Source organism: Micrococcus sp. iso_239 (assembly GCF_056173395.1).
The window spans coordinates 1,240,121-1,261,605 of record NZ_CM149672.1 but is presented as its reverse complement, the minus strand read 5'-3'; the positions used below and the strand labels follow the sequence as shown (position 1 = coordinate 1,261,605).

The 21,485-nt window shown below is 75.4% G+C and carries 19 protein-coding genes; 3 read left to right on the top strand and 16 right to left on the bottom strand.

The genetic code is table 11. The features are described 5' to 3' along the window. Window positions 1–45: 45 nt before the first annotated feature. The 10 genes from AC0VX2_RS05870 to AC0VX2_RS05825 all read right to left on the bottom strand — a co-directional run bounded on the left by AC0VX2_RS05870 (window position 46) and on the right by AC0VX2_RS05825 (window position 11,470). Window positions 46–777: a polyprenol monophosphomannose synthase gene (locus AC0VX2_RS05870; protein WP_036315073.1), complete on the bottom strand. Its 732-nt coding sequence runs from the start codon at window positions 775–777 to the stop codon at window positions 46–48. A 90-nt stretch (window positions 778–867) separates the two neighbouring features. Next, window positions 868–1,962, bottom strand: coding sequence for a hypothetical protein (locus AC0VX2_RS05865; protein ID WP_161787780.1), 1,095 nt, complete (start codon window positions 1,960–1,962; stop codon window positions 868–870). Between the two features lie 19 nt (window positions 1,963–1,981). Then, on the bottom strand, window positions 1,982–4,972 hold the full coding sequence (locus AC0VX2_RS05860) for a DEAD/DEAH box helicase (protein ID WP_161787781.1): 2,991 nt from the start codon (window positions 4,970–4,972) through the stop codon (window positions 1,982–1,984). 74 nt (window positions 4,973–5,046) lie between these two features. Continuing rightward, the gene (tatC, locus tag AC0VX2_RS05855) at window positions 5,047–5,904 is read right to left on the bottom strand and encodes a twin-arginine translocase subunit TatC (RefSeq protein WP_070708942.1); all 858 of its coding nucleotides are present in this window, start codon (window positions 5,902–5,904) and stop codon (window positions 5,047–5,049) included. Between the two features lie 20 nt (window positions 5,905–5,924). Then, on the bottom strand, window positions 5,925–6,182 hold the full coding sequence (locus AC0VX2_RS05850) for a twin-arginine translocase TatA/TatE family subunit (RefSeq protein ID WP_002855080.1): 258 nt from the start codon (window positions 6,180–6,182) through the stop codon (window positions 5,925–5,927). Between the two features lie 37 nt (window positions 6,183–6,219). Next, window positions 6,220–8,319: a helix-turn-helix transcriptional regulator gene (locus AC0VX2_RS05845; protein WP_101965454.1), complete on the bottom strand. Its 2,100-nt coding sequence runs from the start codon at window positions 8,317–8,319 to the stop codon at window positions 6,220–6,222. 11 nt (window positions 8,320–8,330) lie between these two features. Continuing rightward, window positions 8,331–8,726 (bottom strand): FKBP-type peptidyl-prolyl cis-trans isomerase, encoded by a 396-nt coding sequence (locus AC0VX2_RS05840; protein ID WP_010078659.1) that lies wholly within the window; start codon window positions 8,724–8,726, stop codon window positions 8,331–8,333. A gap of 32 nt (window positions 8,727–8,758) precedes the next feature. Beyond that, the gene (locus AC0VX2_RS05835) at window positions 8,759–9,850 is read right to left on the bottom strand and encodes an FKBP-type peptidyl-prolyl cis-trans isomerase (protein WP_070709212.1); all 1,092 of its coding nucleotides are present in this window, start codon (window positions 9,848–9,850) and stop codon (window positions 8,759–8,761) included. 37 nt (window positions 9,851–9,887) lie between these two features. Then, window positions 9,888–11,282 (bottom strand): Pup--protein ligase, encoded by a 1,395-nt coding sequence (gene pafA / locus AC0VX2_RS05830; RefSeq protein ID WP_070709210.1) that lies wholly within the window; start codon window positions 11,280–11,282, stop codon window positions 9,888–9,890. Beyond that, window positions 11,279–11,470 carry a ubiquitin-like protein Pup gene (locus AC0VX2_RS05825; protein ID WP_017488237.1) on the bottom strand — a complete coding sequence of 64 codons (192 nt, stop codon included), beginning with the start codon at window positions 11,468–11,470 and terminating at the stop codon, window positions 11,279–11,281. The genes pafA and AC0VX2_RS05825 overlap by 4 nt, the downstream gene beginning before the upstream one ends. 124 nt (window positions 11,471–11,594) lie before the next feature. Here AC0VX2_RS05825 and AC0VX2_RS05820 point away from each other — a divergent pair, with 124 nt between their 5' ends. Both AC0VX2_RS05820 and AC0VX2_RS05815 read left to right on the top strand, forming a co-directional pair. After that, a complete protein-coding gene (locus AC0VX2_RS05820) occupies window positions 11,595–12,059 on the top strand; it encodes a pyrimidine dimer DNA glycosylase/endonuclease V (protein ID WP_036336875.1) in 465 nt (154 codons plus the stop codon). 40 nt (window positions 12,060–12,099) lie between these two features. Next, window positions 12,100–12,693, top strand: coding sequence for a cyclodeaminase/cyclohydrolase family protein (locus AC0VX2_RS05815; RefSeq protein WP_144919220.1), 594 nt, complete (start codon window positions 12,100–12,102; stop codon window positions 12,691–12,693). A gap of 15 nt (window positions 12,694–12,708) precedes the next feature. Here the strand turns inward: AC0VX2_RS05815 and dop are convergent, their stop codons facing one another. Genes dop through AC0VX2_RS05790 form a run of 5 tightly spaced genes read right to left on the bottom strand, consistent with a single transcriptional unit; the run spans window position 12,709 to window position 19,133 of the window. Continuing rightward, window positions 12,709–14,436, bottom strand: a complete 1,728-nt coding sequence (gene dop / locus AC0VX2_RS05810) for a depupylase/deamidase Dop (RefSeq protein ID WP_221846208.1) — start codon at window positions 14,434–14,436, stop codon at window positions 12,709–12,711. Further along, window positions 14,433–16,187, bottom strand: a complete 1,755-nt coding sequence (gene arc / locus AC0VX2_RS05805) for a proteasome ATPase (RefSeq protein WP_144820075.1) — start codon at window positions 16,185–16,187, stop codon at window positions 14,433–14,435. Before arc ends, dop begins: the two co-directional genes overlap by 4 nt. After that, complete coding sequence (locus tag AC0VX2_RS05800) at window positions 16,188–17,252, bottom strand: tRNA (adenine-N1)-methyltransferase (protein ID WP_070709752.1); 1,065 nt, start codon at window positions 17,250–17,252, stop codon at window positions 16,188–16,190. A 16-nt stretch (window positions 17,253–17,268) separates the two neighbouring features. Next, entirely contained in the window at window positions 17,269–18,396 is a 1,128-nt protein-coding gene (locus AC0VX2_RS05795; RefSeq protein WP_036315175.1) for a site-2 protease family protein, read from the bottom strand. Beyond that, the gene (locus AC0VX2_RS05790) at window positions 18,393–19,133 is read right to left on the bottom strand and encodes an HAD family hydrolase (protein ID WP_051995261.1); all 741 of its coding nucleotides are present in this window, start codon (window positions 19,131–19,133) and stop codon (window positions 18,393–18,395) included. The genes AC0VX2_RS05795 and AC0VX2_RS05790 overlap by 4 nt, the downstream gene beginning before the upstream one ends. 91 nt (window positions 19,134–19,224) lie before the next feature. On the opposite strand from AC0VX2_RS05790, the gene AC0VX2_RS05785 reads away from it, so the two are divergent. Then, window positions 19,225–20,175: a proteasome assembly chaperone family protein gene (locus AC0VX2_RS05785; RefSeq protein WP_251393442.1), complete on the top strand. Its 951-nt coding sequence runs from the start codon at window positions 19,225–19,227 to the stop codon at window positions 20,173–20,175. A 22-nt stretch (window positions 20,176–20,197) separates the two neighbouring features. On the opposite strand, the gene mshC is transcribed toward AC0VX2_RS05785, so the two are convergent. Beyond that, window positions 20,198–21,466 carry a cysteine--1-D-myo-inosityl 2-amino-2-deoxy-alpha-D-glucopyranoside ligase gene (mshC, locus tag AC0VX2_RS05780; protein ID WP_036315180.1) on the bottom strand — a complete coding sequence of 423 codons (1,269 nt, stop codon included), beginning with the start codon at window positions 21,464–21,466 and terminating at the stop codon, window positions 20,198–20,200. Window positions 21,467–21,485 lie beyond the last annotated feature (19 nt).

The window sequence follows — 21,485 nt, the reverse complement described above, 5'->3', positions numbered from 1 at the left end:
ATCCGCCATGGATCCGGCCCCGTCGTCGTTCGGGGACTGTGCGCCTCACAGGCCGAGGCGGGCGCGCAGGCCCTCCCAGCGCGCGGCCAGGCCCCACCGGGTCACGTTGACCACGGCCTCGCCGATGATGCCGCCGCTCATCTTGGACTCGCCGAGCTCACGCTCCACGAACGTGATCGGGACCTCGACGATCCGCTTGCCGAGGCGGGCCGTGCGGAAGGTCATGTCCACCTGGAACCCGTAGCCCTTGGACTCGATCGCGTCCAGGTCGATCGCACGGAGCGTGTCGGCCCGGTAGGCGCGGTAGCCCGCCGTGATGTCCGTCAGGTTGAGGCCGAGCATGATCCGCGGGTACAGGGAGCCGGCCCACGAGATCATCTTGCGGGAGGTCGGCCAGTTCACCATCTTGCCGCCCGGCACGCGGCGCGAGCCGATCACCAGGTCCGCGGTGCGGACGGCCTCCAGCAGGCGCGGCAGCTGCTCGGGCTGGTGCGAGCCGTCCGCGTCCATCTCGACCAGGACGTCGTAGCCGCGCTCCAGGCCCCAGCGGAACCCGGCGATGTAGGCGCCGCCCAGGCCGTCCTTGGTGGTGCGGTGCAGCACGTGCACGGAGGGGTCCTCGGCGGCGCGGGCGTCGGCCCAGTCGCCGGTGCCGTCCGGGGAGGCGTCGTCCACCACGAGAACGTCGGACTCCGGGACGGCGTCACGGAGTCGGCCGAGGGTCAGCGGCAGCGACTCGATCTCGTTGTACGTGGGGATGATGGTCAGCACGCGCATGTGCGGTTCTCGCCTTCCGGCCGGGGTCGTGGGGGCGGCCCGCCGGTCGGACGGGCCATCGCATCCGTTCGAGTATAGGAAGCGGAGGTCTCAGGCCGGCGTCGCGCCATCGCGCGCGTCGCGGGCCACGTCCTCCGCGGCGATCCGGCCGTCCACCCAGGTGGCCCGCCAGCGGGGCAGGGCGGTCTCGGCGTCGAGGGCCGGCAGCAGCGGGGTGCCGGCTCGGGTGTCCGTGCTCCACGCCGCCACCCGGCCGTCCGGCGACTGCACAGCCACCGCGTCCGCGTCCCAGACGCCGAACACGGCCGGGGCCGACACGCTCAGGCGCGGGGCGACGGACAGGCCGGCCGCCGGAGCGTCGGGCAGAGCGCGCAGCGGGGTGCGGGTCGCGGCGGCGAAGGCGGAGCGGGCGGAGATGCGCTCGTCCGGGTCGGGGTGGGACAGCGCCGACCGGACGGCGGCCCACGGGTCCCCGGCCGGGCCGGCGCCCAGGCACACGGTGACGGCGTCGGCCAGCAGGCTCGCCACGGGGGCGTGCAGCACGCCGTCCGCGTCGGGGACGACGGTGGCGCTGACCCCGGCGGCGGCCAGGAAGGCGCGGTCCTCGGCGGTGACCGGGTGGGTGACCACGAGCCGATGGCGCACGCGGCCCAGGGCGGCGGTGCCGAGTTCCTCCGCGACCGAGCGCAGGGCGGTCAGGGCCACGTCCTGGGCGGCGGGCCCGGCGTCCGCACCGCCGTCGGGGACGAGGTAGGCCTGCTCCCCCGCCTGGGTCGAGGCCGTCAGGAGGCCGGTGAGCGTGGCGGGGTCGGTGTCGGTCCCGACGGGCAGCCACACCCCGGCCGCCTCGGCGTCCACGCGGTCGGCGTGCCGGTAGACGACGGTCTGGACGTCCTCGTCGGCGGGCGCGGCGCCCGTGTCCTCGGGCCCGGCCAGGACCGTCACGACGGCGGTGCCGCGGCTCAGCGCGTCCCGCGCGTCCGCGGGCCGGGCCAGCGGCTCGACGAACACGGGCACGACGACGGCGCCGTCGAGGTCCCGCCGTTCGTCACCCGGGTCGGCCACGCGGTCCGCGGAGTCGTCCGCGCCGAGCCAGGCGATCATCCCGTCCCGGACCAGCAGCGCCTGTGCGTACGGGTCCGTCGTCGAGTGGATGATGCCGCGGGTCAACAGGTGTGCGCTCACCCGCCCACCCTAGCCCGTGTCAGTCCTCGTCCGCGCGCGGCGCCGAGGCCGCCGGCAGCGAGGTGGCCACGACGCCGCGGGAGACGAGGTCCGCGGCCCGGCGGCAGGCACGGCTGCGACGGGTGTCCCCGGGGACGTTGGCCAGCTGGCCCAGCACGTCGATGACCTGCCGCGCCCAGCGGACGAAGTCGCCCGCGGCGAGGTCCGCGCCGTCAAGGGTGCGGCGCAGGGTGGCGCCCCGCACCCAGCGGTGCATGGGTGCCACCAGCCCGGGGTCCGTCCGGGGCGTCGGCTCGAGCCGGGCCTGGGCCTCGTCCGTGCGCAGGCGCTCCTCGATGCGCTCGGCGGCCTCCGCGACGCGCGCGAGCCGGGGGGTCGGCATCGGGACCAGTCCGGGCTCGGTCTCCCCCTTGCCCTGGTACACGAGCAGCGCGGCGACGGCGGCCCACTCCTCCGGCGTCAGGCCGTCCATGGCCGGATCCTGCAGCACCAGCGAGGTGAACAGGTCCCGCTCGCCGTAGATCCGGCGCAGGGCCTCGCCGCGCTCCGTGAGCGCCGCACGGGGTGAGGGCGCGTCCTCATGCACGTAGCCGTAGGCGCGCAGCAGACCGACCACGCGGTCGAACGTGCGGGCGATGGTGTTGGTGCGGCCCGCGATGCGCTCCCTCAGGACGGAGACCTCCCGCCGCATGGCCCACCAGCGGTCGCCCCAGCGGGCGTGCTCCTCGCGGTCCTGGCAGCCGTGGCACGGGTGGCGGCGCAGCGCCCGGCGCAGCTCCTCGACCCGGGGCGCGGCCGGGTCCTCCCGGAGGCGGAAGCCCGCCGTGCTGCGGCCTCCGGCGGGCGGGCGGCCCGTGCGCACGGCCTCGCGCATGAGCGCGGCGACGTCCTTGCGCTGCGCGGGCGTCTTCACCTGCACCACCTGGGGCAGGGCGGCGCCTGCCACCGGCTCGACCGGCCCGGCGACGTCGTCCACCGTGATGCGGCGCAGCTGCGCCTTGTCCGTGACGACGCCGACGCGCGGATTCTGGGGGTTGCCGGCGGGGAACACGACGACGGCCCGGCCGAGTGAGCGGCCGGCATCGAGCTCGACGACGTCCCCGACCGCGAGGTTCGCGAGCGAGTCCTTCACGGCGGCCAGGTGGGCTCGACGGCGCCCCTGCGAGCCGGACTTCTCCGCGGCCGCGAGCTCCTTGCGCAGGGTGAGGTACTCGGCGAAGTCGCCGAGGTGACACTGCATGGCCTCCTCGTACTTCTCGAGGCTGGCCTGCTTCGAACGGAGCTCGCGGGCCAGGCCCACCACGGAGCGGTCCGCCTGGAACTGGGCGAACGAGGACTCGAGGATGCCCCGCGCCTGCTCCGCGCCGACCTGCGCCAGCAGATTCGCGGACATGTTGTAGGTGGGCCGGAACGAGGAGCGCAGCGGGTAGGTGCGGCGCGAGGCCAGGCCCGCGACGGCGGCCGGGTCCAGCCCGGGACGCCACATCACCACGGCGTGGCCCTCGACGTCGATGCCGCGGCGGCCCGCCCGGCCCGTCAGCTGGGTGTACTCCCCCGGCGTGATGTCGACGTGGTTCTCGCCGTTGAACTTGACCAGCTTCTCGATCACCACGGAGCGGGCCGGCATGTTGATGCCGAGGGCGAGGGTCTCCGTGGCGAACACGGCCTTGAGCGCGCCGGCGGCGAACAGGTCCTCGACGGCCTCCTTGAACGGGGGCAGCATGCCGGCGTGGTGGGCCGCGAAGCCCCGGGACAGGCCGTCGCGCCACGCCCAGAACCCGAGGATCTCCAGGTCCTCGACGGGCAGCAGACGCGCCGCCTCCTCGACCCGCTCGGCCACGAGCGCCTTCTCCCGCGCCGTGGTGAGGTCGAGCCCGGCCCGGAGGCACTGCTCCACGGCGGCGTCGCAACCGGTCCGCGAGAAGATGAAGGTGATGCACGGCAGCAGCCCGTCGCGGTCGAGGGCCCGGATCATCTCTGGGCGCGACGTGGACAGCCGCGGTCCGCGCCGCTGGCCGCCGTCGTGACCGCCCGGCCGACCGGAGACCGGCCGCTCCCGGTCCAGCGCGGAGGAGCCGTTCCGGCCCCGGCCGCCGTCGCGAGTCGTGCGTCGGCCGCCCCTGACCCGGCCCTTCGGGCCGCCCCCGCGCCCGTCGCGGTGCTGCTGCCGCCCGGGCCGTCCCCAGTCCGCGCGCTGGAACCGGCGCTCGGTCTCCTCCCCCAGGCGCTTGAGCTCGGGGTTGAGCAGGGCCTCCCCGTCCCGGTCCGCGGTGTCCTCGAAGGCGATGTCCTCGGCGAACAGGTCGTAGAGCCGGCCCCCGGCCATGACGTGCTGCCACAGCGGCACCGGCCGGTGTTCGGAGACGATCACGGTGGTGGCGCCCCGGACCGTGTCGAGCCAGGCGCCGAACTCCTCGGCGTTGGACACCGTGGCGGACAGGGAGATCAGCTGCACGTGCTCGGGCAGGTGGATGATGACCTCCTCCCACACCGGGCCCCGGAACCGGTCGGCGAGGTAGTGGACCTCGTCCATGACGACGAAGCCGAGGTCGATGAGGGTGTCGGACTGCGCGTACAGCATGTTGCGCAGCACCTCGGTGGTCATCACGACGACGGGCGCATCCGGGTTGACGGAGGTGTCCCCCGTGAGCAGGCCGACGTTCTCCGCACCGTGCACGCGGGCGAGGTCCGCGTGCTTCTGGTTGCTGAGAGCCTTGATGGGGGTGGTGTAGAACGCCTTCGTGCCGCGGGCCAGGGCCAGGTGGACGGCGAACTCGCCGACCACCGTCTTGCCGGCGCCGGTGGGCGCCGCGACGAGGACGCCGTGGCCGTCCTCGACCTCGGCGCACGCGCGGCGCTGGAAGTCGTCGAGGGGGAAGCCCACGCGTGCGGCGAACCGGCCGAGCTCGGAGCCGGCGTGGTGCCGGGCCGCCCGGGCACGGGCGTAGCGCTCCGCCGGGCTCAGCTCGGGCTCGTCGTGCGGGGTCGCGGACGCGGGATGGTGGGCCATGGCCCCACCCTACTGGCGGGTCCGGACACCGTCGTGCTCGTGCGTCCGGGCGGGAGGGCTGCGGCGGGCGCCGCTCAGATCTGATCGAGCGGCTTCGGGCCTGCGGCGAGCTCCGCCTCGACGTCCATCTCACGCTGGCCCTTCCGACGGTCGCGACGCCGGTCGCCCCACAGACACAGGACGATGGCCACGCCGAAGAGGACGACGAGCGGGATCGCCATGTAGAACATGGAGATGGCGTCCGCACCGGGGGCGGCGATCGCGGCGATCAGCATGATCACGAAGACGGTGATGCGCCAGTGGTGGACGATCGTGCGGCCCGGCAGGATGCCGAGCATGTTCAGTCCCACCAGCAGCACCGGCAGGACCATGGCCACGCCGAACGCGAGGTAGAGACGCGTGACGAAGCTGATGTACACCGACGCCGTCGGGAGGTTCGCGCCGCCCTCGGGAGTGAAGCCCACGAAGAACTGGACGGCCTGCGGCATCACGAGCCACCCCAGCGCGATGCCGAAGATGAACAGGGGCACGGCCGCGGCGATGAAGCCCAGGGCGTACTTCTTCTCGGCCTTCTTCAGACCCGGCACGATGAATGCCCAGATCTGGTAGAGCCAGACCGGGCTGGACAGGATGAGCCCGATGAACATGCTGACCTTGAGCATGAGGTCGAACGGCGAGGCCACCGTGTCATAGGCGACGGCCGCCGTGTGTCCCTGGCTGGCGATCTCCTTGACCGGGCGGAACAGCTCCGCCATGACCGGCTGGTAGACGAGGAAGCCGATCACCATGCCGACCGCGACGGCGAGCGCCGACTTCAGCAGTCGGTTGCGCAGCTCCGTGAGGTGCTCGCGCAGCGGCATCTCGCCGGTGGGGTTGTCCCGCCGCTTCCGGCGGCGCCGGGTGCGGCGGGCGACCTCGTCGACCTCGGTCATCGGGTGGGGGTCCTTCCGGCTCAGCGCGGGTCGCGCGGGTCGGTCTCGTCACGCTCGACGACGCGGCCCTCGACCGGCTCGTCCGCGGCGGTGGAGCCGGCGCCGGAGCGCTCGTCCGTGGTGCCCTTGCCCTCCGTGCGCATCTGCTTCACCTCGGAGGAGAAGATGCGCATCGACTGGCCGAGGTTGCGGGCCATCGCGGGCAGCTTCGGCGCCGCGAAGAGCAGGATCGCGAGCAGGATGATGATGACGAGCTGCCAGCCCTGGAGTCCAGCCATGATGAAGGGTCCTTTCGATGGGGTTCCGGGGTCCAGGCTACCGCGCCGGCAGGGCCGCGAGGGCATCGCCCAGCGCGTCCGCCACGGACGTCCGGAGGTCGGCGGGGGCCAGCACCTCGACGGCGCCGCCGTGGCGTCCGACCAGCGCGGCCGCCACGCCGGCGTCGGTCAGATGCACCCGGGTGAGCCGGTCGCCGTCGGGCAGGTCGGCCTGGGCGTCCGGGCGGTAGCCGGCGGCCGCGTCGCGGACGGGATGGGCCCAGCGCAGCAGCACCGGCACCCCCGCAGTGTCGTCGGGATGGACCCGCCAGCGCGCGGGCTGAGCCCGGGGCGCGAACGTCTCCCCCGTGGGTGCGGGCGCGCTGATCCGGTCCACCCGGAACACCCGGTGGTCCTCGGCGCGACGGCACCACGCCTGCAGGTAGAGGCGCGCCCCGTCCTGCACCAGGGCCAGCGGCTCCACGTCCCGCTCGGTGAGGGCATCGGCATGCACGGAGCGGTAGGTCAGGTGCACGACGGCCCGCTCCGCCACGGCGGCCAGCAGGGTGCGCACCGTCGCGGGGTCCACGGCCACGTCCCAGTGGGCGGCGACGGCGACCGGGGGCTCGCCGGCGGTGTGCGCCTCGGCCTCCCGGAGGGCGGCGTCGTCCGCGTCGTCCGCATCCGGGGCCCCCGCGTCCAGGACCGCGGCGCGGATCAGGCGCTGGGCGGAGCGGGCGGCCTCGCGGTCGGCCTCGTCCAGCACCGGCAGGTCCGCGACCGTCTGCAGGGCGGCGACGAGGCTGTGCGCCTCGGGGCGCGTCAGCCGCACGGGACCGGCCAGGTCGGCGGCGCGCTCCACGTGGACGCGGCCACCGACCTCCGCCACCTCGAACTGGAAGCCGGGGAAGTCGCGCTCGGGCATGCCGCAGTAGCGCAGCGTCTCGAGGTCGGCGTCGAGGCGCTCGTCGGTGATGCCGAGGCGGGCGCGCAGCTCCGCCCGGTCCACCCCACCGGCCCGGTTGGCCAGCCCCACGATGTCCAGCAGGCGGCCCACGAGGTCCTCGCTCGAGTCGCGGGCGCGGCGCCGGACGGGCGCGGCGAGCGCCACCTCGAGCAGGGCCGGGTCGGCGGGACCGGCGTGGGTCTCCGCCGCGGCGGCCAGGCCCGCGCGGACGCGGTCGGTCAGGTCCGGGTGCGCGGCCGAGGGCACGGCCCGGCCCAACAGGCCGCCGATCTCTGCGGCGAGGCCGTCCTCGCGCGGCCCGGCGGGGGCCTCCCAGAGCTCCCAGTCGGGTCCCGGTGCGGCGCCGTCCTCGACCCGAGGCTCGGCCGGCTCACCGACCGCGCGGACGCCCTGACCCCGGCCGGGCGCGAGCCACACCCGGACCCGCTCGGCGTCGGCCTGCCCGGCCAGGCGCGCCACGAGGCCGGCGTGGTCGTGGTCCTCGGGACGGCCGGGGGCGTCCGTCGCCCGCTCGACGCGGCGCGGCTCCCCCTCCATCCGGGTGAGCCGGAAGCTGCGCTCGGCGCCGCGGTCGAGGTCCCAGCCGGTGAGGTACCAGCGGCCGCGCACGAGGGTGAGGAACCAGGCCCGCACGGTGCGCCGGGTGGCCCGCCCCCGCGCGTCGCGGTAGGGGAAGCGCAGCACGGCCTCGTCGGCCACGGCCTGGGTGAGGGCCTCGAGCCGGGGGTCGGCCCGGGGCATGAGGGTGTGGTACCCGGCCAGCTCGTCGTCGCCCGTGAGGTCGGTGGCCGGCTGGAACAGCAGGCCCACGGCGCGGACGACGTCGGCGCGCAGCGGCGAGTCACCCCACAGGCGACGCGCCCGCACGAGGGCGCGGCGCTCGTCCACGGTGAGGTCGAGGTCGCGCAGTAGCAGCGCATCGCGGACGACGCGGTGCCGCACCCCCGCCTCGCCCTTGTCGAAGCCCGCGGGTTCGAGGGTCTCCAGCGGGACCCCCACGGCGCGCAGCACGCGGCGGTCCCGCTGGAAGAGCTTCTCGAAGGCGGCGTCCGTGAGCCCCTCGTAGCCGACGACCTGCCGTCGGATCCGGTCACGCTCGAGACCGTGCGGTGCCGAGAGCAGCAGCCACAGCAGCGAGATGATGCGCTCGGCGGCCTCGTCGCCGGCGCGCCGCGGGGCGGGTGGGGTCACGGGGCCCGGGGTCAGTCGACCGAGACGAGGTCGCAGACGAAGATGAGCGTCTCGTTCGGCCCGATCGCGGAGCCGGCGCCGCGGGCGCCGTAGCCCAGGTGCGGCGGGATCTCGAGGCGGCGGCGGCCGCCGACCTTCATGCCGAGCAGGCCCTGGTCCCAGCCGGCGATGACCTGGCCGACGCCGACGGTCAGGGGCAGCGGGGTGCCGCGGTTCCACGAGGCGTCGAACTCCTCGCCGGTGGACCAGGCCACGCCCACGTAGTGGACCTGCACGCGGGAGCCGGCCTCGACGGCCGGGCCGGAGCCCTCGATCAGGTCCTCCACCACGAGCTCGGTGGGCGGGGTCTCGCCCGGGAAGTCGATCTCGGGCTTGGTGCGGTCGTAGTCGCGCTGTCCGAAGGACACGGTGCTCTCCTCTTGGGTTCTCGTGGACGGGGTCAGTTCGCCGACGGGGTGGCGGACGCCTGGGCGTCCAGGATGTCCACGACGAACAGCAGGGGCTCGTTCTCGCCGATGTCCGGCGGGCTGCCCTGCTCACCGTAGGCCTTCTCGGCCGGGATCGACAGGAGGACGCGCGAGCCCACCTTCTGGCCGGCCAGACCCTCCTTCCAGCCCTCGATGACCCGGTTGAGGGAGAACGTGATGGCCTGGCCCGTCTCCCAGGACGAGTCGAAGACCTCGCCGTCGGACCACGTCACGCCCTCGTACTGCACGGTCACGGTGTCGTCCGCGCCGACCTCGCGGCCCTCGCCCTCGATCAGGGGCTGGACCACCAGCTCCTGGGGCGCCTCGCCGTCGGGCTTCGCGATGCTCGGCCGGCCGCTCTCCTCGTCCACGGTGACGTCGGGCAGGCGCTCGTCCCGCTCGGTCACCTCCTCGCCCTCGGCCTGCTTCGGCAGGATGGCGTCGATCTTGTAGACGAACAGCTGGGCGGGCTGCGTCTGGGTGGAGGGGGAGGCGCTCGGCGACGCGCTCTCGGTCTGCGGGACGGAGACGTCGTACTCGGGGCTGTACGCGGCGACGATCGTGCCGGCGCCGTTGCCCACCAGCATCTCGTGGATCTCCGGGTTCATGGACTTGAGCTGGTCGTCCACGGGCACGGCTTCCGGTTCGCCGCTGAAGTTCTCGGCGACCACCTCGCCGCTGGCCGGATCGACGACGGCGATCGACATCTTCAGGACGTCGCCCTCCTGCACCTGCTCCCCCTCGCCGGCGGTCAGCACGCGCGTGGTGGGCTGGCCGGTGTCGATCTCCCCGTCGATCTCGACCGTCGGCGCCCCGCCGTCGCCCTCCGTGAAGGTGACACCCGTCAGGGCGTCCGGCTCCCCCTGGCCCTCGCCGACGGCCGCCCGCTCGGGGGCGGCCGACGTGGAGGCCGACGCGGCGTCGCTGTGGGGCTGGTCCGCGCCGTCGTCGCCGGTAGCGCAGGCGGTGGCCAGCATCAGGCCCGCGGCGCCGAGGGACAGCAGCGGCAGCAGGCGGCGACGGCGGCGGGCCGTCGGGGGCTGGGGGGTCTGGAACGAACTCATGCGGGTCACCCTAACGGCGCGTCCTGGACGCGCGCTGTCAGGCGATCCGCTCGAACAGCCGGTCGACGGCGGCCGACGACGTGTCGAACGGGTCCTTCGTCACGATCGCGTGCAGCGGATGGTCGGTGAGCTTCAGGGTCGTCCAGTCGACGGCGTAGTCCAGGCCGCGCTCCCGGGCGCGGGCCACGAAGTCCGCGCGCACGCGGGCCCGGGTGGTGGGCGGGGCGGCCTCCACGGCGGACCGGGCGGCGTCCTCGGGCAGCAGGCGCGCGACGGCGCCGCGCCGCCGCAGCATGCGGAACAGCCCCCGGTCGGGGTCGATGTCGTGGAAGGCCAGGTCCAGCTGGGCGAGGCGGGGCGCGTCCCAGCCCAGGTCGTGGCGGGCCCGGTAGTCCTCCAGCAGGCGCAGCTTGATCGCCCAGTCGATGCGGTCCTCGATGCGGGACCGGTCACCGGTGCGGACGGCGTCGAGCACCTCGCCCCACAGGGTGAGGACCTCCCCCACCCGGTCGTGGTGGGCACCCTCCGCGGCGACGAAGGCGCGGGCCCGCTCGAGGTAGTGCTCCTGCAGCTCGAGCGCGGAGGCCTCCCCCTCCCGGAGCGCGATGCGGGCCGTGCCGGTGAGGTCGTGGGAGATCTGCCGCACCGCGCGGGTGGGGTGGGCGACGACGCGGTCCCCGAGCGGGAAGCCCGCCTCGATCATCCGCAGCAGCAGGTCGGTGGCGCCGAAGCGCAGCAGGTGGGTGTGCTCGGAGAGGTTCGTGTCCCCCACGATCACGTGGAGGCGCCGGTACTCGGAGGCGTCCGCGTGCGGCTCGTCCCGCGTGTTGATGATCGGCCGGGACCGCGTGGTGGAGGAGGACACGCCGTCCTGCACGAAGTCGGCGCGCTGGGAGAACGCGAAGTGGGCCGGGCCCTCGCCCTCGGGCCACGTGCCGGCGGGCACGACGCGGCCCGCGCCCACGAGGATCTGCCGGGAGACGAGGAACGGGACGAGCGCCTCGGTGAGCCGCCGGTACTCGGTGCGCCGGCGCAGCAGGTAGTTCTCGTGGGAGCCGTAGGAACTTCCCGAGGAGTCGGCGTTGTTGCGGTAGAGGTGGATCCGGCCGCCGACCCCGTCCGCGGCCATGCGCTCCTCGGCCTGGACCACGAGGTCGTGCAGCAGCAGGTCCCCCGCCCCGTCCGAGGCGATGAGCTCGTCGAGCGTCGAGCACTCGGCGGTCGCGTACTCGGGGTGGGACCCGACGTCGAGATAGAGCCGGGAGCCGTTGGACACGAACACGTTCGAGGACCGCCCCCACTCGACCACGGGCCGGAAGAGGTAGCGGACGACCTCTTCGGGGCTGAGCGGGCGCCCCTGCGGGTTCCAATGCTGGACGCCGTACTCCGTCTCCAGCCCGAAGATCCGGCGGGCGCGGTCCGCGTCGGTCACTGGCCGCCCTTCTGGACGAAGCCCTTGACGAACTCCTCGGCGTTGGACTCCAGCACCGAGTCGATCTCGTCCAGCAGGCTGTCCAGGCCCTGGTCCTGGGCCGCGGGCTTCACGTGCGCCTGGCCCGCCGCGGCGCCGGTCTCGTCGTCGCCGCCGGACGGGCGTGGGCGGATCTGCTCCTGGGACATGGTGGCCTCCTCGTGCGTCGACGCGGGTCGGTGTGCTCCGTCCGCGTCCACCCATCCTGCCCCACGCGCGGGCCACGTTTCAGCCCCACGTCCCCGGGTTGCCCCGCGCTGGCAGGATGGGGGCATGCGTCTGTGGACCCTTCACCCCCGCCACCTCGACCGTCAGGGCCTGACGGGCGCCTGGCGCGAGGCCCTGCTCGCGCAGGCCGTCCTGGCCGGCCGCACGCGCGGGTATCGGGACCACCCGCAGCTGCTGAGGTTCCGGGAGCACCCGGACCCGTCCGGCGCGATCGGCGCGTTCCTCTCCGGCCTCGAGGCCGAGGCCACGGCGCGCGGCTATCGCTTCGACCACTCCCGGATCGACCGGCCGTGCCCCGCCCCCGACGGCGCGGTGCGCATCCCGCCCGCCGGTCTCGCACCGATCCCGGCCACCACGGGCCAGCGCGACCTGGAGTGGCGTCACCTGTGCGCCAAGCTGGCCGCGCGCAGCCCCGCCTGGCTCGAACGGTGGTCGGACACGCCCGTCCCCGACGTGCACCCGCTGTTCACGATCGTCCCGGGGCCGGTCGCCTCCTGGGAGCGCGCCTGAGGGCGGGCCGCGGTCGGGCCCGGTCTGGCACCGTGGGGGCATGATCCGCGACGAGAGCATCGAGAGCTATCTGGGGCGCCTCGCCTCCGGCGAGCCCACCCCCGGCGGCGGCGCGACGGGCGCGCTCGCGGTCGCCGAGGGCGCCGGACTGCTGGCCATGGCGGCCCGGTTCAGCGCGGCCGAGGAGGACGCCCGGGCATCGGAGGGCCTGATCGCGGCGTGCCTCGGCCTCGCCGACGGCGACGAGCGGGGCTTCGGCGCCGTGGCCGAGGCGTTCGGGCTGCCCCGCGACACCCCGGAGGACCGGGCCCGGCGCTCGGCCGCGATCCAGGCCGCCCTGGCCGAGGCCGTCCGGCCACCCCGCGGGATCGTCGACGCCGCCGAGCGTGCACTGGGCCTGGCCGAGCGTGTGCTGGACGCGGCGAACCCGAACGTGCTCTCCGACGTCGGCGCGGCGCTCGGCTGCATCCGGGGCGGCCTCACCGCCGCCGCGGTCACCCTCGAGACCAACCTGGGCCCCCTCCGCGACGAGGGCCTGGAGGGCATCCTGCGCACCGACGTCGACCGGGCGGACCGTCTCGTCGCGCGGGCGGACGCCCTGCTGGGCCGCGTGCGCGCGGCCGTCACGGGCTGAGCGCCCGCCCTCGCCTCAGGCCCGCGCGCCGAACAGCGGCGCCAGCGTGGCCACGAGCGCCTCGTCGTCGGGCCGGGGCGCGGCGGCGTCCTCCCACCAGCCGGGCAGGTCCACGGCGGCGCCGACCAGCGGCTCGGCCAGGTGCAGCCGGTGCACCCGCTCCCCCGCCCCGCGCAGCAGCAGCGTCTCCCACGCGGCGCCGGCCACGCGGTCACCGTGGCGGCCCACGAGGTTGCCGCGGGTCCACGCGCGGGTGGCCCGCGGCGGCGTGGCGACGGCGGCGCGGATCTCCCCCTCGTCGGCGAGCGTCCGGAGGGCGCCGGCGGCCACGAGGCGGCGGTGCAGGGAGCGGGCCGGGCGCAGGTCGGCGTACTGCAGGTCCACCATCGCGAGGCGGGGGTCGGTCCAGTCCGCGCCCGTGCGGGCCCGCAGGCCCTCGAGGACGCGCAGCTTGGCCGCCCAGTCGGCGCGGTCGCTCAGGGACAGCGGATCCGCGGTGGCGTCGTCGAGGTCGACGGCCCAGGCGTCCAGCACCTCGCGCGTCTGCGGATCCGTCACCCCGAAGGCGGCGCAGTGGGCGCGGGCCGCGTCCAGGTAGGACCGCAGGATCCGCAGCCCGGTCCAGTGCCGGCGCACGGGGCCGTCCGCGGTGCGTTCGAGCAGCGGCACCGTGGCCCGCAGACCCGGGTCGTGGCTGATCGTCTGCAACGCGGCCACCGGGTCGTCCAGGGTGAGCCGGGGCGCCGTCCCGGCCTCGGCCATCGCGAGGACGAGCGCGGTCATGCCCATCCGCAGCCACGTGGCGTGCTGGCTCAGAGTCGCGTCGCCGATGATCACGTGGAGTCGGCGGTAGGCCTCGGGGCGGGCGTGCGGCTCGTCCCGCGTGTTGACGATCGGCCTGTGGATCGTGGTCTCCAGGCCCACGGGCTCCTCGAAGTAGTCGGCCCGCTGGGACAGCTGGAAGCCCGGCCGCTCCCCCGCCGGGCCGAGTCCCACGCGGCCCGCGCCCACGAGCACCTGCCGCGCCGCGAAGAACGGCAGCAGGACGGCCGTCAGCTCCTCGAAGTCGAGGGACCGGGCCACGAGGTAGTTCTCGTGCGCGCCGTAGGACTGGCCCTTGCCGTCCACGTTGTTCTTGTAGACCAGCACCTCCGGGGCGCCCTCGGCGTGGCCGATGTGCTCGGCCGCCGCCTGGGCGACCAGGTCCCCGGCGGCGTCCCACACCATGGCGTCCCGCGGGGTGGTCGTCTCCGGCGACGAGTACTCCGGGTGGGCGTGGTCCACGTACCAGCGCGCGCCGTTGGCCAGCACGGTGGACAGCAGCAGGTGCACGGGCTCCCCGTCCGGGCCCACGAGCGCCTCGTCGGTCAGCTGCGAGGGGTGCGCCGCCGAACGCGGCAGCCGCCAGCCGCGGGCGTCCACGAGCGGCGACTCCCCCGCGTAGTCCCACTCCGTGCCGGCCACCGCCGAGCCGGAGCGGGTGACCAGGTCCGCGTACGCGTTCACGAGCTCGACCGAGAGCACGCTGTGGTGCGCCCCCGGGTTGGCCGGCGCGTGGATGCCGAACTCGGTCTCCGTGCCCATCACCCGGTGCACGCCCCAGCCGGCGGCGTCCCGCCCGTTCGGGGGCACGGCCGCGCCGTGGAACAGCCGACGCTGGCCCTCGAAGGCGGGGGTCGGGCCGACGTCGACGGCGACGGCCCGGGCGAAGCCGTCCGCGGTCCCGCGGCCGAACGCGCTCATGCCTCGACCCCCCGGACCATGCGCAGCGAGCGCAGCCGAGGACCGCGCCAGCCGGAGGTGCGCGCCCACTCGGCGGGCGCGACCGTGGCCAGCAGGTCCGTCTGGTCCTCCAGCACCGCGGCCACGGCCTCGCGCAGGTGGCCCTCGCGGACGCCGAGCGCGGCCGGGGCCTGGCCGGCGGCGAGGTAGTCACGCACCGCGTGCCGCTTGGCGCGGTCCACGACGTCGGCCACCACAGCGCCCGAGACGAGGTCGGCCAGGTGCAGGGCGTGGGTCGTGCCGGACACGTCCGTCAGCTCCGCCAGCGCGGTGTCTCCGCCGCGGTCGTAGAGGGCGGCGACCGTCCGGGCGATGAGCGTCGCGCGGGCCGCGTCCGCGGAGCCGGCCGCCGCGACGTCGTCGGCGTGCAGGGGCACGTCCGCGGTGAGGTGCTTGGCCATGATCTCCGCGGCGCCGGCGGCGTCGGGACGGTCCACGCGGATCTTCACGTCCAGTCGGCCGGGGCGGAGCACGGCCGGGTCGATCATGTCCTCTCGGTTGGAGGCGCCGATGACGATCACGTTCTCGAGGGCCTCGACGCCGTCGATCTCGGTGAGCAGCTGCGGGACGATCGTGGTCTCCACGTCCGAGGAGACGCCGGAGCCGCGCGTGCGGAACAGCGACTCCATCTCGTCGAAGAAGATGACCACGGGGAAGCCGGCGTGGGCCTTCTCGCGGGCCCGGTCGAAGATGACGCGGATCTGCCGCTCGGTCTCGCCCACGTACTTGTTCAGCAGCTCGGGTCCCTTGACGTTGAGGAAGAACGAGCGCTCGCCGTCCGCGCTGCGGGCCGAGAGGGCGTTGGCCACGGCCTTGGCGAGCATGGTCTTGCCGGTGCCGGGCGGGCCGTACAGCATGATCCCCTTGGGGGCGCGCAGACCGTGCTCGCGGTAGACCTCCGGGTGCAGGAACGGGATCTCGACGGCCTCGCGGATCCGGTCGATCTGCGGGCCGAGGCCGCCGATGTCCTCGAACGTGACGTCCGGGACCTCTTCCAGCAGCACCTCGTCCACCTCGGACAGCTCGACCCGCCGCAGCGCCCATTCGACGCGGGCGTCCACGGTGACGGCGTCCCCGTGGCGCAGGTCGACGCCCTCCAGCGCGGGCGCGCGCCGCACCACGCGCTCCTCGTCCGCCGTGCCGGCCAGGACGAGGCCGCCGTCGGGCAGCGCCTCCTTGACGCGCAGCAGCTGACCCGACCCCGTGCCCGGGGCGACGCCGACGATCGAGCTGGACTCGTCCAGCAGCACCTGGGCGCCGGGGGTGAGGCGGGCGGCGTCGAGCAGTGGGGAGACCGTCACGCGCAGCCGCCGGCCGTTCTGCACGACGTCCGCTCCCCCGCGCACCACGGCGCCGGTCTCCACGCCCTCCTCGGGCTCGCGCGGGGCGTGGACGGCCTCGAGGGTGGCGAAGGTGAACGGCGGATGCGTGACGGCGTCCAGGTTCTCCTTGAGCGTCGTGATCTCGGCGCGCGTGGCCTCGAGCAGCTCGACCATGCGCCGGTTGTTGCGGGCGGCCGTCTGCGTCTGGGCCTCGGCGGCCCGACGGCGTTCGCTCAGGCCGGCGGCGTGCCGCTGGGCGGACTGCAGCTGGTGCCGCAGCCGTTCGGCCTCGGCCTGGGATTGCCGCAGCAGCTCCCGCGCCTCGGCGAGGCGCTGCTCGGCGTGCTCCGTGCCTGATTGCGCGTGGTGGTCCACCGGTGCTCCGTCCACTCAGTCCTGCTCCCCGGTCTGGGTCCTCCCACCGTACGCGTCCACGCCCTGCTCGGCGGCGCGTGACCGCGCGGCCATGAGGCGGGCCTCCTTCGCCGCCTTGCGCGCCTTCTTGTCCGTGATCGGCCGTTCGCCGAGGGCCTCGGGCGTCCACCGGGCCGCGTCGGCCGGCTGCCAGGCCTCGACGTCCTCGGCCTTGAACTCGGAGACCTTGGAGCGCTTCTTCAGGCGCAGCGCCTCCTCGCCCGAGGCCAGGCGGCGGGCCGTGAGGAGGAAGCCGGTGTGCGCGACCATGCGGTGGTCGGGGCGCACGGCGAGCCCGTCCAGGTGCCAGCCGCGCACGAGGGTCTCGTTGGCCTCGACCTGCGTGAAGCGGCCCGAGTCCCGGATGGCCTCGGCCACGCGGGAGAGCTGGGTGGCGGTGGCCACGTAGTTCAGCCACACACCGCCGGGGGCCAGGACCTCGGCGACGGCGTCGAGGCATTCCCAGGGGGCCAGCATGTCCAGGACCACCCGGTCCACGGAGCCCGGCTCGTGGACCTTGGGCATCTCCTCCTGCGCGTCGCCGAGGTGCACCGACCAGGCGGGGTGCTCGGCGCCGAAGAAGGCCTCCACATTGGCCCGGGCGACGTCCGCGAACTCCGGGCGGCGCTCGTAGGAGTGCAGGCGCCCGTGGTCGCCCACGGCGCGCAGCAGGGACATGGACAGGGCGCCGGAGCCCACGCCGGCCTCGACCACGACGGCGCCCGGGAAGATGTCCGCCTGCTGCACGATCTGCGCCGCGTCCTTCGGGTAGACCACCGTGGCGCCGCGGGGCATGGACAGGACGAAGTCGTTCAGCAGGGGGCGCAGCACCTGGTACGGCTGGCCGGCCGAGTTCTCGACCACGACGCCCTCGAAGCCGCCGATCAGGTCGTCGTGCCGCAGCACGCCCTGGTAGCTGTGGAACTCCCCGCCGGGCAGCAGGGTGATCGTGTTGAGGCGGCCCTTCGCGTCCTTGATCTGCACGCGCTGGCCGGCCCGCAGGGGGCCGCGGCGCGCGCTCACGCCGGTGGGTTCGGTCATGGGGGGCTCCTTCGGTTCAGGGACGCCGCGTCGCGTCGACGGCGGCGAGGATCGTCTCGCGGGGCACCACGGAGCGCACGAGGCCGTGCGCGTCGGTCAGCACCCACACGGGGGTCTGGGGGTCGGCCAGGCGGGCGGCCAGGTCGGGACCGGCGGCGGGGACGTCGTCGCGGACGAGGACGGCCTCCGGAGCCAGGGCGACGGCGACCGCGGCCAGGGCGGTGGTCGTGCGGCGCGCCGGGGTCAGGCCCGCCGCGGCCGTGAGGTCCAGCACGCCGCGGGGCCGACCGGCCCCGTCCACGGCCACGACGGCGCGGCGGCCGCCGTCCGCCTGGGCCAGGGCCTCGGCGACGCTGAGGTGCTCGGGCAGGGCGATGGCGGGCGCCTCGACCTGCTCGAGCCGCAGGGTCTCCAGCCGGCGGCTCCAGCGCCCGTGGCGCACGGCGTCGTCCGCGCCCCGCCACAGCGTGAGGGCGACCCAGGCCGCCAGGACGACGACGAACAGGTCCGGCGCGCGGCCTGCGAGGGTCGGGGGGCCGAGCACCGCCGCGAGGACGCCCACCGCGACGACGCGCCCGGCCCAGCCGGCCGCCTCGACGCCACGGGCCCGGGAGCCGGTGGCGGCCCAGACGGCGGACTCGACCATGCGGCCGCCGTCGAGCGGGGTGCCCGGCAGCGCGTTGAACGCGGCCAGGAGGAGGTTGGCCCACACCGTGACCTCGAGCAGCAGGGCGGGAACGGACGGGCCGGGCACGGCGCGGGCCGCCAGATGGGCGAGGCCCGCGAGCACGAGGTTCGCGGCGGGGCCGGCCATCGCGGTGAGGACCGTGTCCAGCGGTCGAGCGGACGGGCTGCGGAACTGGGTGTGCCCGCCCCACAGGGTGAGCGCGATCTCCTCGGTGCGCTGGCCGAAGGCGCGGCCGGTGAGGGCGTGGGCGGCCTCGTGGACCAGGACGGAGAGGGCCAGGAGCACGGCGTACCCCAGGGCGACCGCGTAGGCGCCGCCGCCGATCGCGGGCAGCGCGCGCTGGATCTGCGGGCCGAACGCGAGGGTGATGACCGCGGCGATCAGGAGCCAGGACCAGGACAGGCGCACCGGCGCGCCGGCGATCGTGCCCAGCCGGACGGAGGCGGGCCCGCTCATCCGGCCCCGTCCGCCCCGGGCCCGCGCGCGGCGGCGATCCGGCGGACCGCGGCGAGGTCGGCCGGCGTGCGGCCGGCGAGCGTCGTCCACTCGACGGTCGCGAGCCCCGCCGGCAGCGGCAGCACGCTGGGCACGCCGACCGTCGGCAGGCCCGCGGCCACGGCCGCGCCGACGCCCACCGGGGAGTCCTCGACCGCCACACAGTCGGCGGCCGTCAGCCCCGGTGTCCGCTCGGCCAGCAGCTGCAGGCCCAGCTGGTACGCCTCCGGGTCGGGCTTGCCCCGGGAGACCATGTCCCCCGAGACGACGACGTCCAGCGTGCCCGCCGGCGCCCGCTCGGCCAGCGCGCGGGCCAGCGGGGCATGGGACATCGTCACGAGGGCGCCCGGCACGCCGGCCTCGGCGAGCGCGACGAGCAGCTCCCGGGCACCCGGCCGCCATGGCACCCCACGGACGACCCCCTGGACGACCTCGTCCATCGTCAGGTCGATGATCCGCTGCACGGGCAGGTCCAGCCCGGCCTCCTGCAGGCGGCGCGCTCCCTCGTCGAGGGGGCGTCCCACGAGGGAGGCGGCCAGGTCATCCGACCAGGTGCCGCCGTGCTCGACCACCAGGCGGCGCTGGACGGCGTTCCACAGGGGCTCCGTGTCCACGAGGGTGCCGTCCATGTCCCACAGGACGGCGCGTGGCAGGCGGCGGGCACGGTCGTCCGGGGCGGGCGCGGGGTGGCGGGGCATGGAGTGCATCCTATCGAGCGCCGCCGCCGGGGTGTGCGGGGCGGATCGCGGGCCGTGGCCCCGTCGTCGGGCCGTGTCTAGGCTGGCCGCCATGACCGACGCTACCTCCGAGGACCAGCCGGACGACGTCCTGGGCCCGCTGCGGACCCACCTGACGGCGACCGTGGACGAGCTCGAGGCCGGGCGGCGGGCCCCCACGGTCCTGTTGCTGGCCTTCGAGGGGTGGAACGACGCCGGGGAGGCCGCGACCGGGGCCCTGGGCGCGCTGCGGGAGCAGTGGGACGCGGCGGACGCGGGACGGGTGTGCGACGGCGAGTTCTACGACTACCAGGTCACTCGACCCCTGGTCCGGCGCGACGCCGACGGGCTGGGGACGCTGGACTGGCCGGCGATCACCCTGCACGAGGCGCTCCTGGACCGTGAGGGTCGGCCCGTCGCGGGCGAGGCTGCCCCGCCGGACGGGGTGCGTGTGCTCCTCGCCGTCGGCGTGGAGCCGAACGTGCGGTGGCGCGCGTTCCTCGAGGAGCTGTTCACGGCGGCCGACGCGCGTGACGTGGACGCCGTCGTGACGCTGGGCGCGCTGCTGGCGGACGTGCCCCACACCCGGCCCCTGCGCGCCCGCCCGACCTCGCCGCTCGTGGACGTGCGGGTGGCCGTCGGCGCGGACCGTCCGGTCTACGAGGGGCCCACCGGGATCATCGGCGTCATCGCGGACGAGGCCGCGCGCCGCGGCCTGCCGAGCCTCTCGCTGTGGGGGACGGTGCCCCACTACGTGGCCCAGGCGCCCTCCCCCAAGACGCTGCTCGGGCTGGTCGAGGCGGTCGAGGACCTGCTGCACGTGAGCGTGTCCACGCGCGGGCTCGAGGACGACGCGAGGGCCTGGCAGCGCGGCGTGGACGAGCTGGCCGCCGAGGACCCCGACGTCGCCGCCTACGTCCGGCAGCTCGAGGAGGCCCAGGACACCCAGCAGCTGCCGGAGGCCTCGGGCGAGTCGATCGCGCGGGAGTTCGAGCGCTATCTGCGCGGGCGCGGCGGACGCTGACGCCCGGCCGCGCCCGGCGGGGTCAGCGCAGGCGCAGACCCAGCAGCGCCGCCACGACGTCGACCACCGGCAGCGGGTCGGCGGCGGCCTCGGCCAGGCCCGGCAGGGTGCCGGCCGCCCATGCGTCGAGGGCCTCCAGCGCGCGGGGGGCGTCGAGGTCGTCCGAGAGCGCCGCGTGCACCGCGTCCAGCACGGCGACGCCGGCGGCGGCATGCGGTCCGTCCAGGGCGGCGCGCCAACGGGCCACCCGCGCCTGGGCGTCGGCCAGCACCTGCTCGGACCACTCCCAGTCCGACCGGTAGTGGTGCGCGAGGATCGCCGCGCGGACGGCCACCGGCTCGACGCCCCGCGCCCGCAGGCGGGAGACGAGTTCGAGGTTGCCGAGGGACTTGGACATCTTCTCGCCGTCCAGGGCCACCATGCCGGTGTGCGCGTAGGTGTGCGCGAGCGGCAGGCCGTCGACGGCGGTGGCGTGCGCGGCGGAGAACTCGTGGTGCGGGAACCGCAGGTCGGAGCCGCCGCCCTGCACCGTGAACGGCGCCGGCAGGTGGGCCCGGGAGATCACGGAGCACTCGATGTGCCAGCCGGGCCGGCCGGAGCCGAGCGACCGACCGTCCCAGGCAGGCTCGCCCTCGCGGTGCACGCGCCACAGCAGCGGGTCCAGCGGGTCGCGCTTGCCGGGGCGGTCGGGATCGCCTCCCCGCTCCGGGAACACCGCGGCCATCTCGTCCAGGCCCATCGCGGAGACCTGTCCGAGGCGCCAGTCGGTCGCGGACTGGGCCGCGCGGACGTCGAAGTAGACGTCCCCGTCGGGCTCGCCGTCGCCGCCCGGCACGCGGTAGGCCCGGCCCGCCGCCAGCATCGTCTCGACGGCGTCCACCACCAGGCCCACCGCCTCGGTCGCGCCGACGTAGTGGTCCGGGGCGAGCACCTCGAGGGCGGCCATGTCCGCACGGAACAGGTCGGTCTGCTCCTCGGCGAGCGCGCGCCAGTCGACGCCGGTCGCCTCGGCCCGCTCGAGCAGGGGGTCGTCCACGTCGGTCACGTTCTGGACGTAGGCGACCTCGAGACCGGCCGCGCGCCAGTAGCGGTGCAGCAGGTCGAAGGCCACATAGGTGCTCGCGTGGCCGAGATGCGTCGCGTCGTACGGGGTGATCCCGCAGACGTACAGCGAGGCGCGCTGCGCGTCGTTGCCCGGATGCCGAGTCCGTCCCGTGGCGGTGTCGTGCAGCCGCAGCCGGTCGGGGCGGCTCGGCACGGCGGGCGGGGCGGGGGTGCTCCAGGACTTCACGGGACTCCTCAGATCGGGG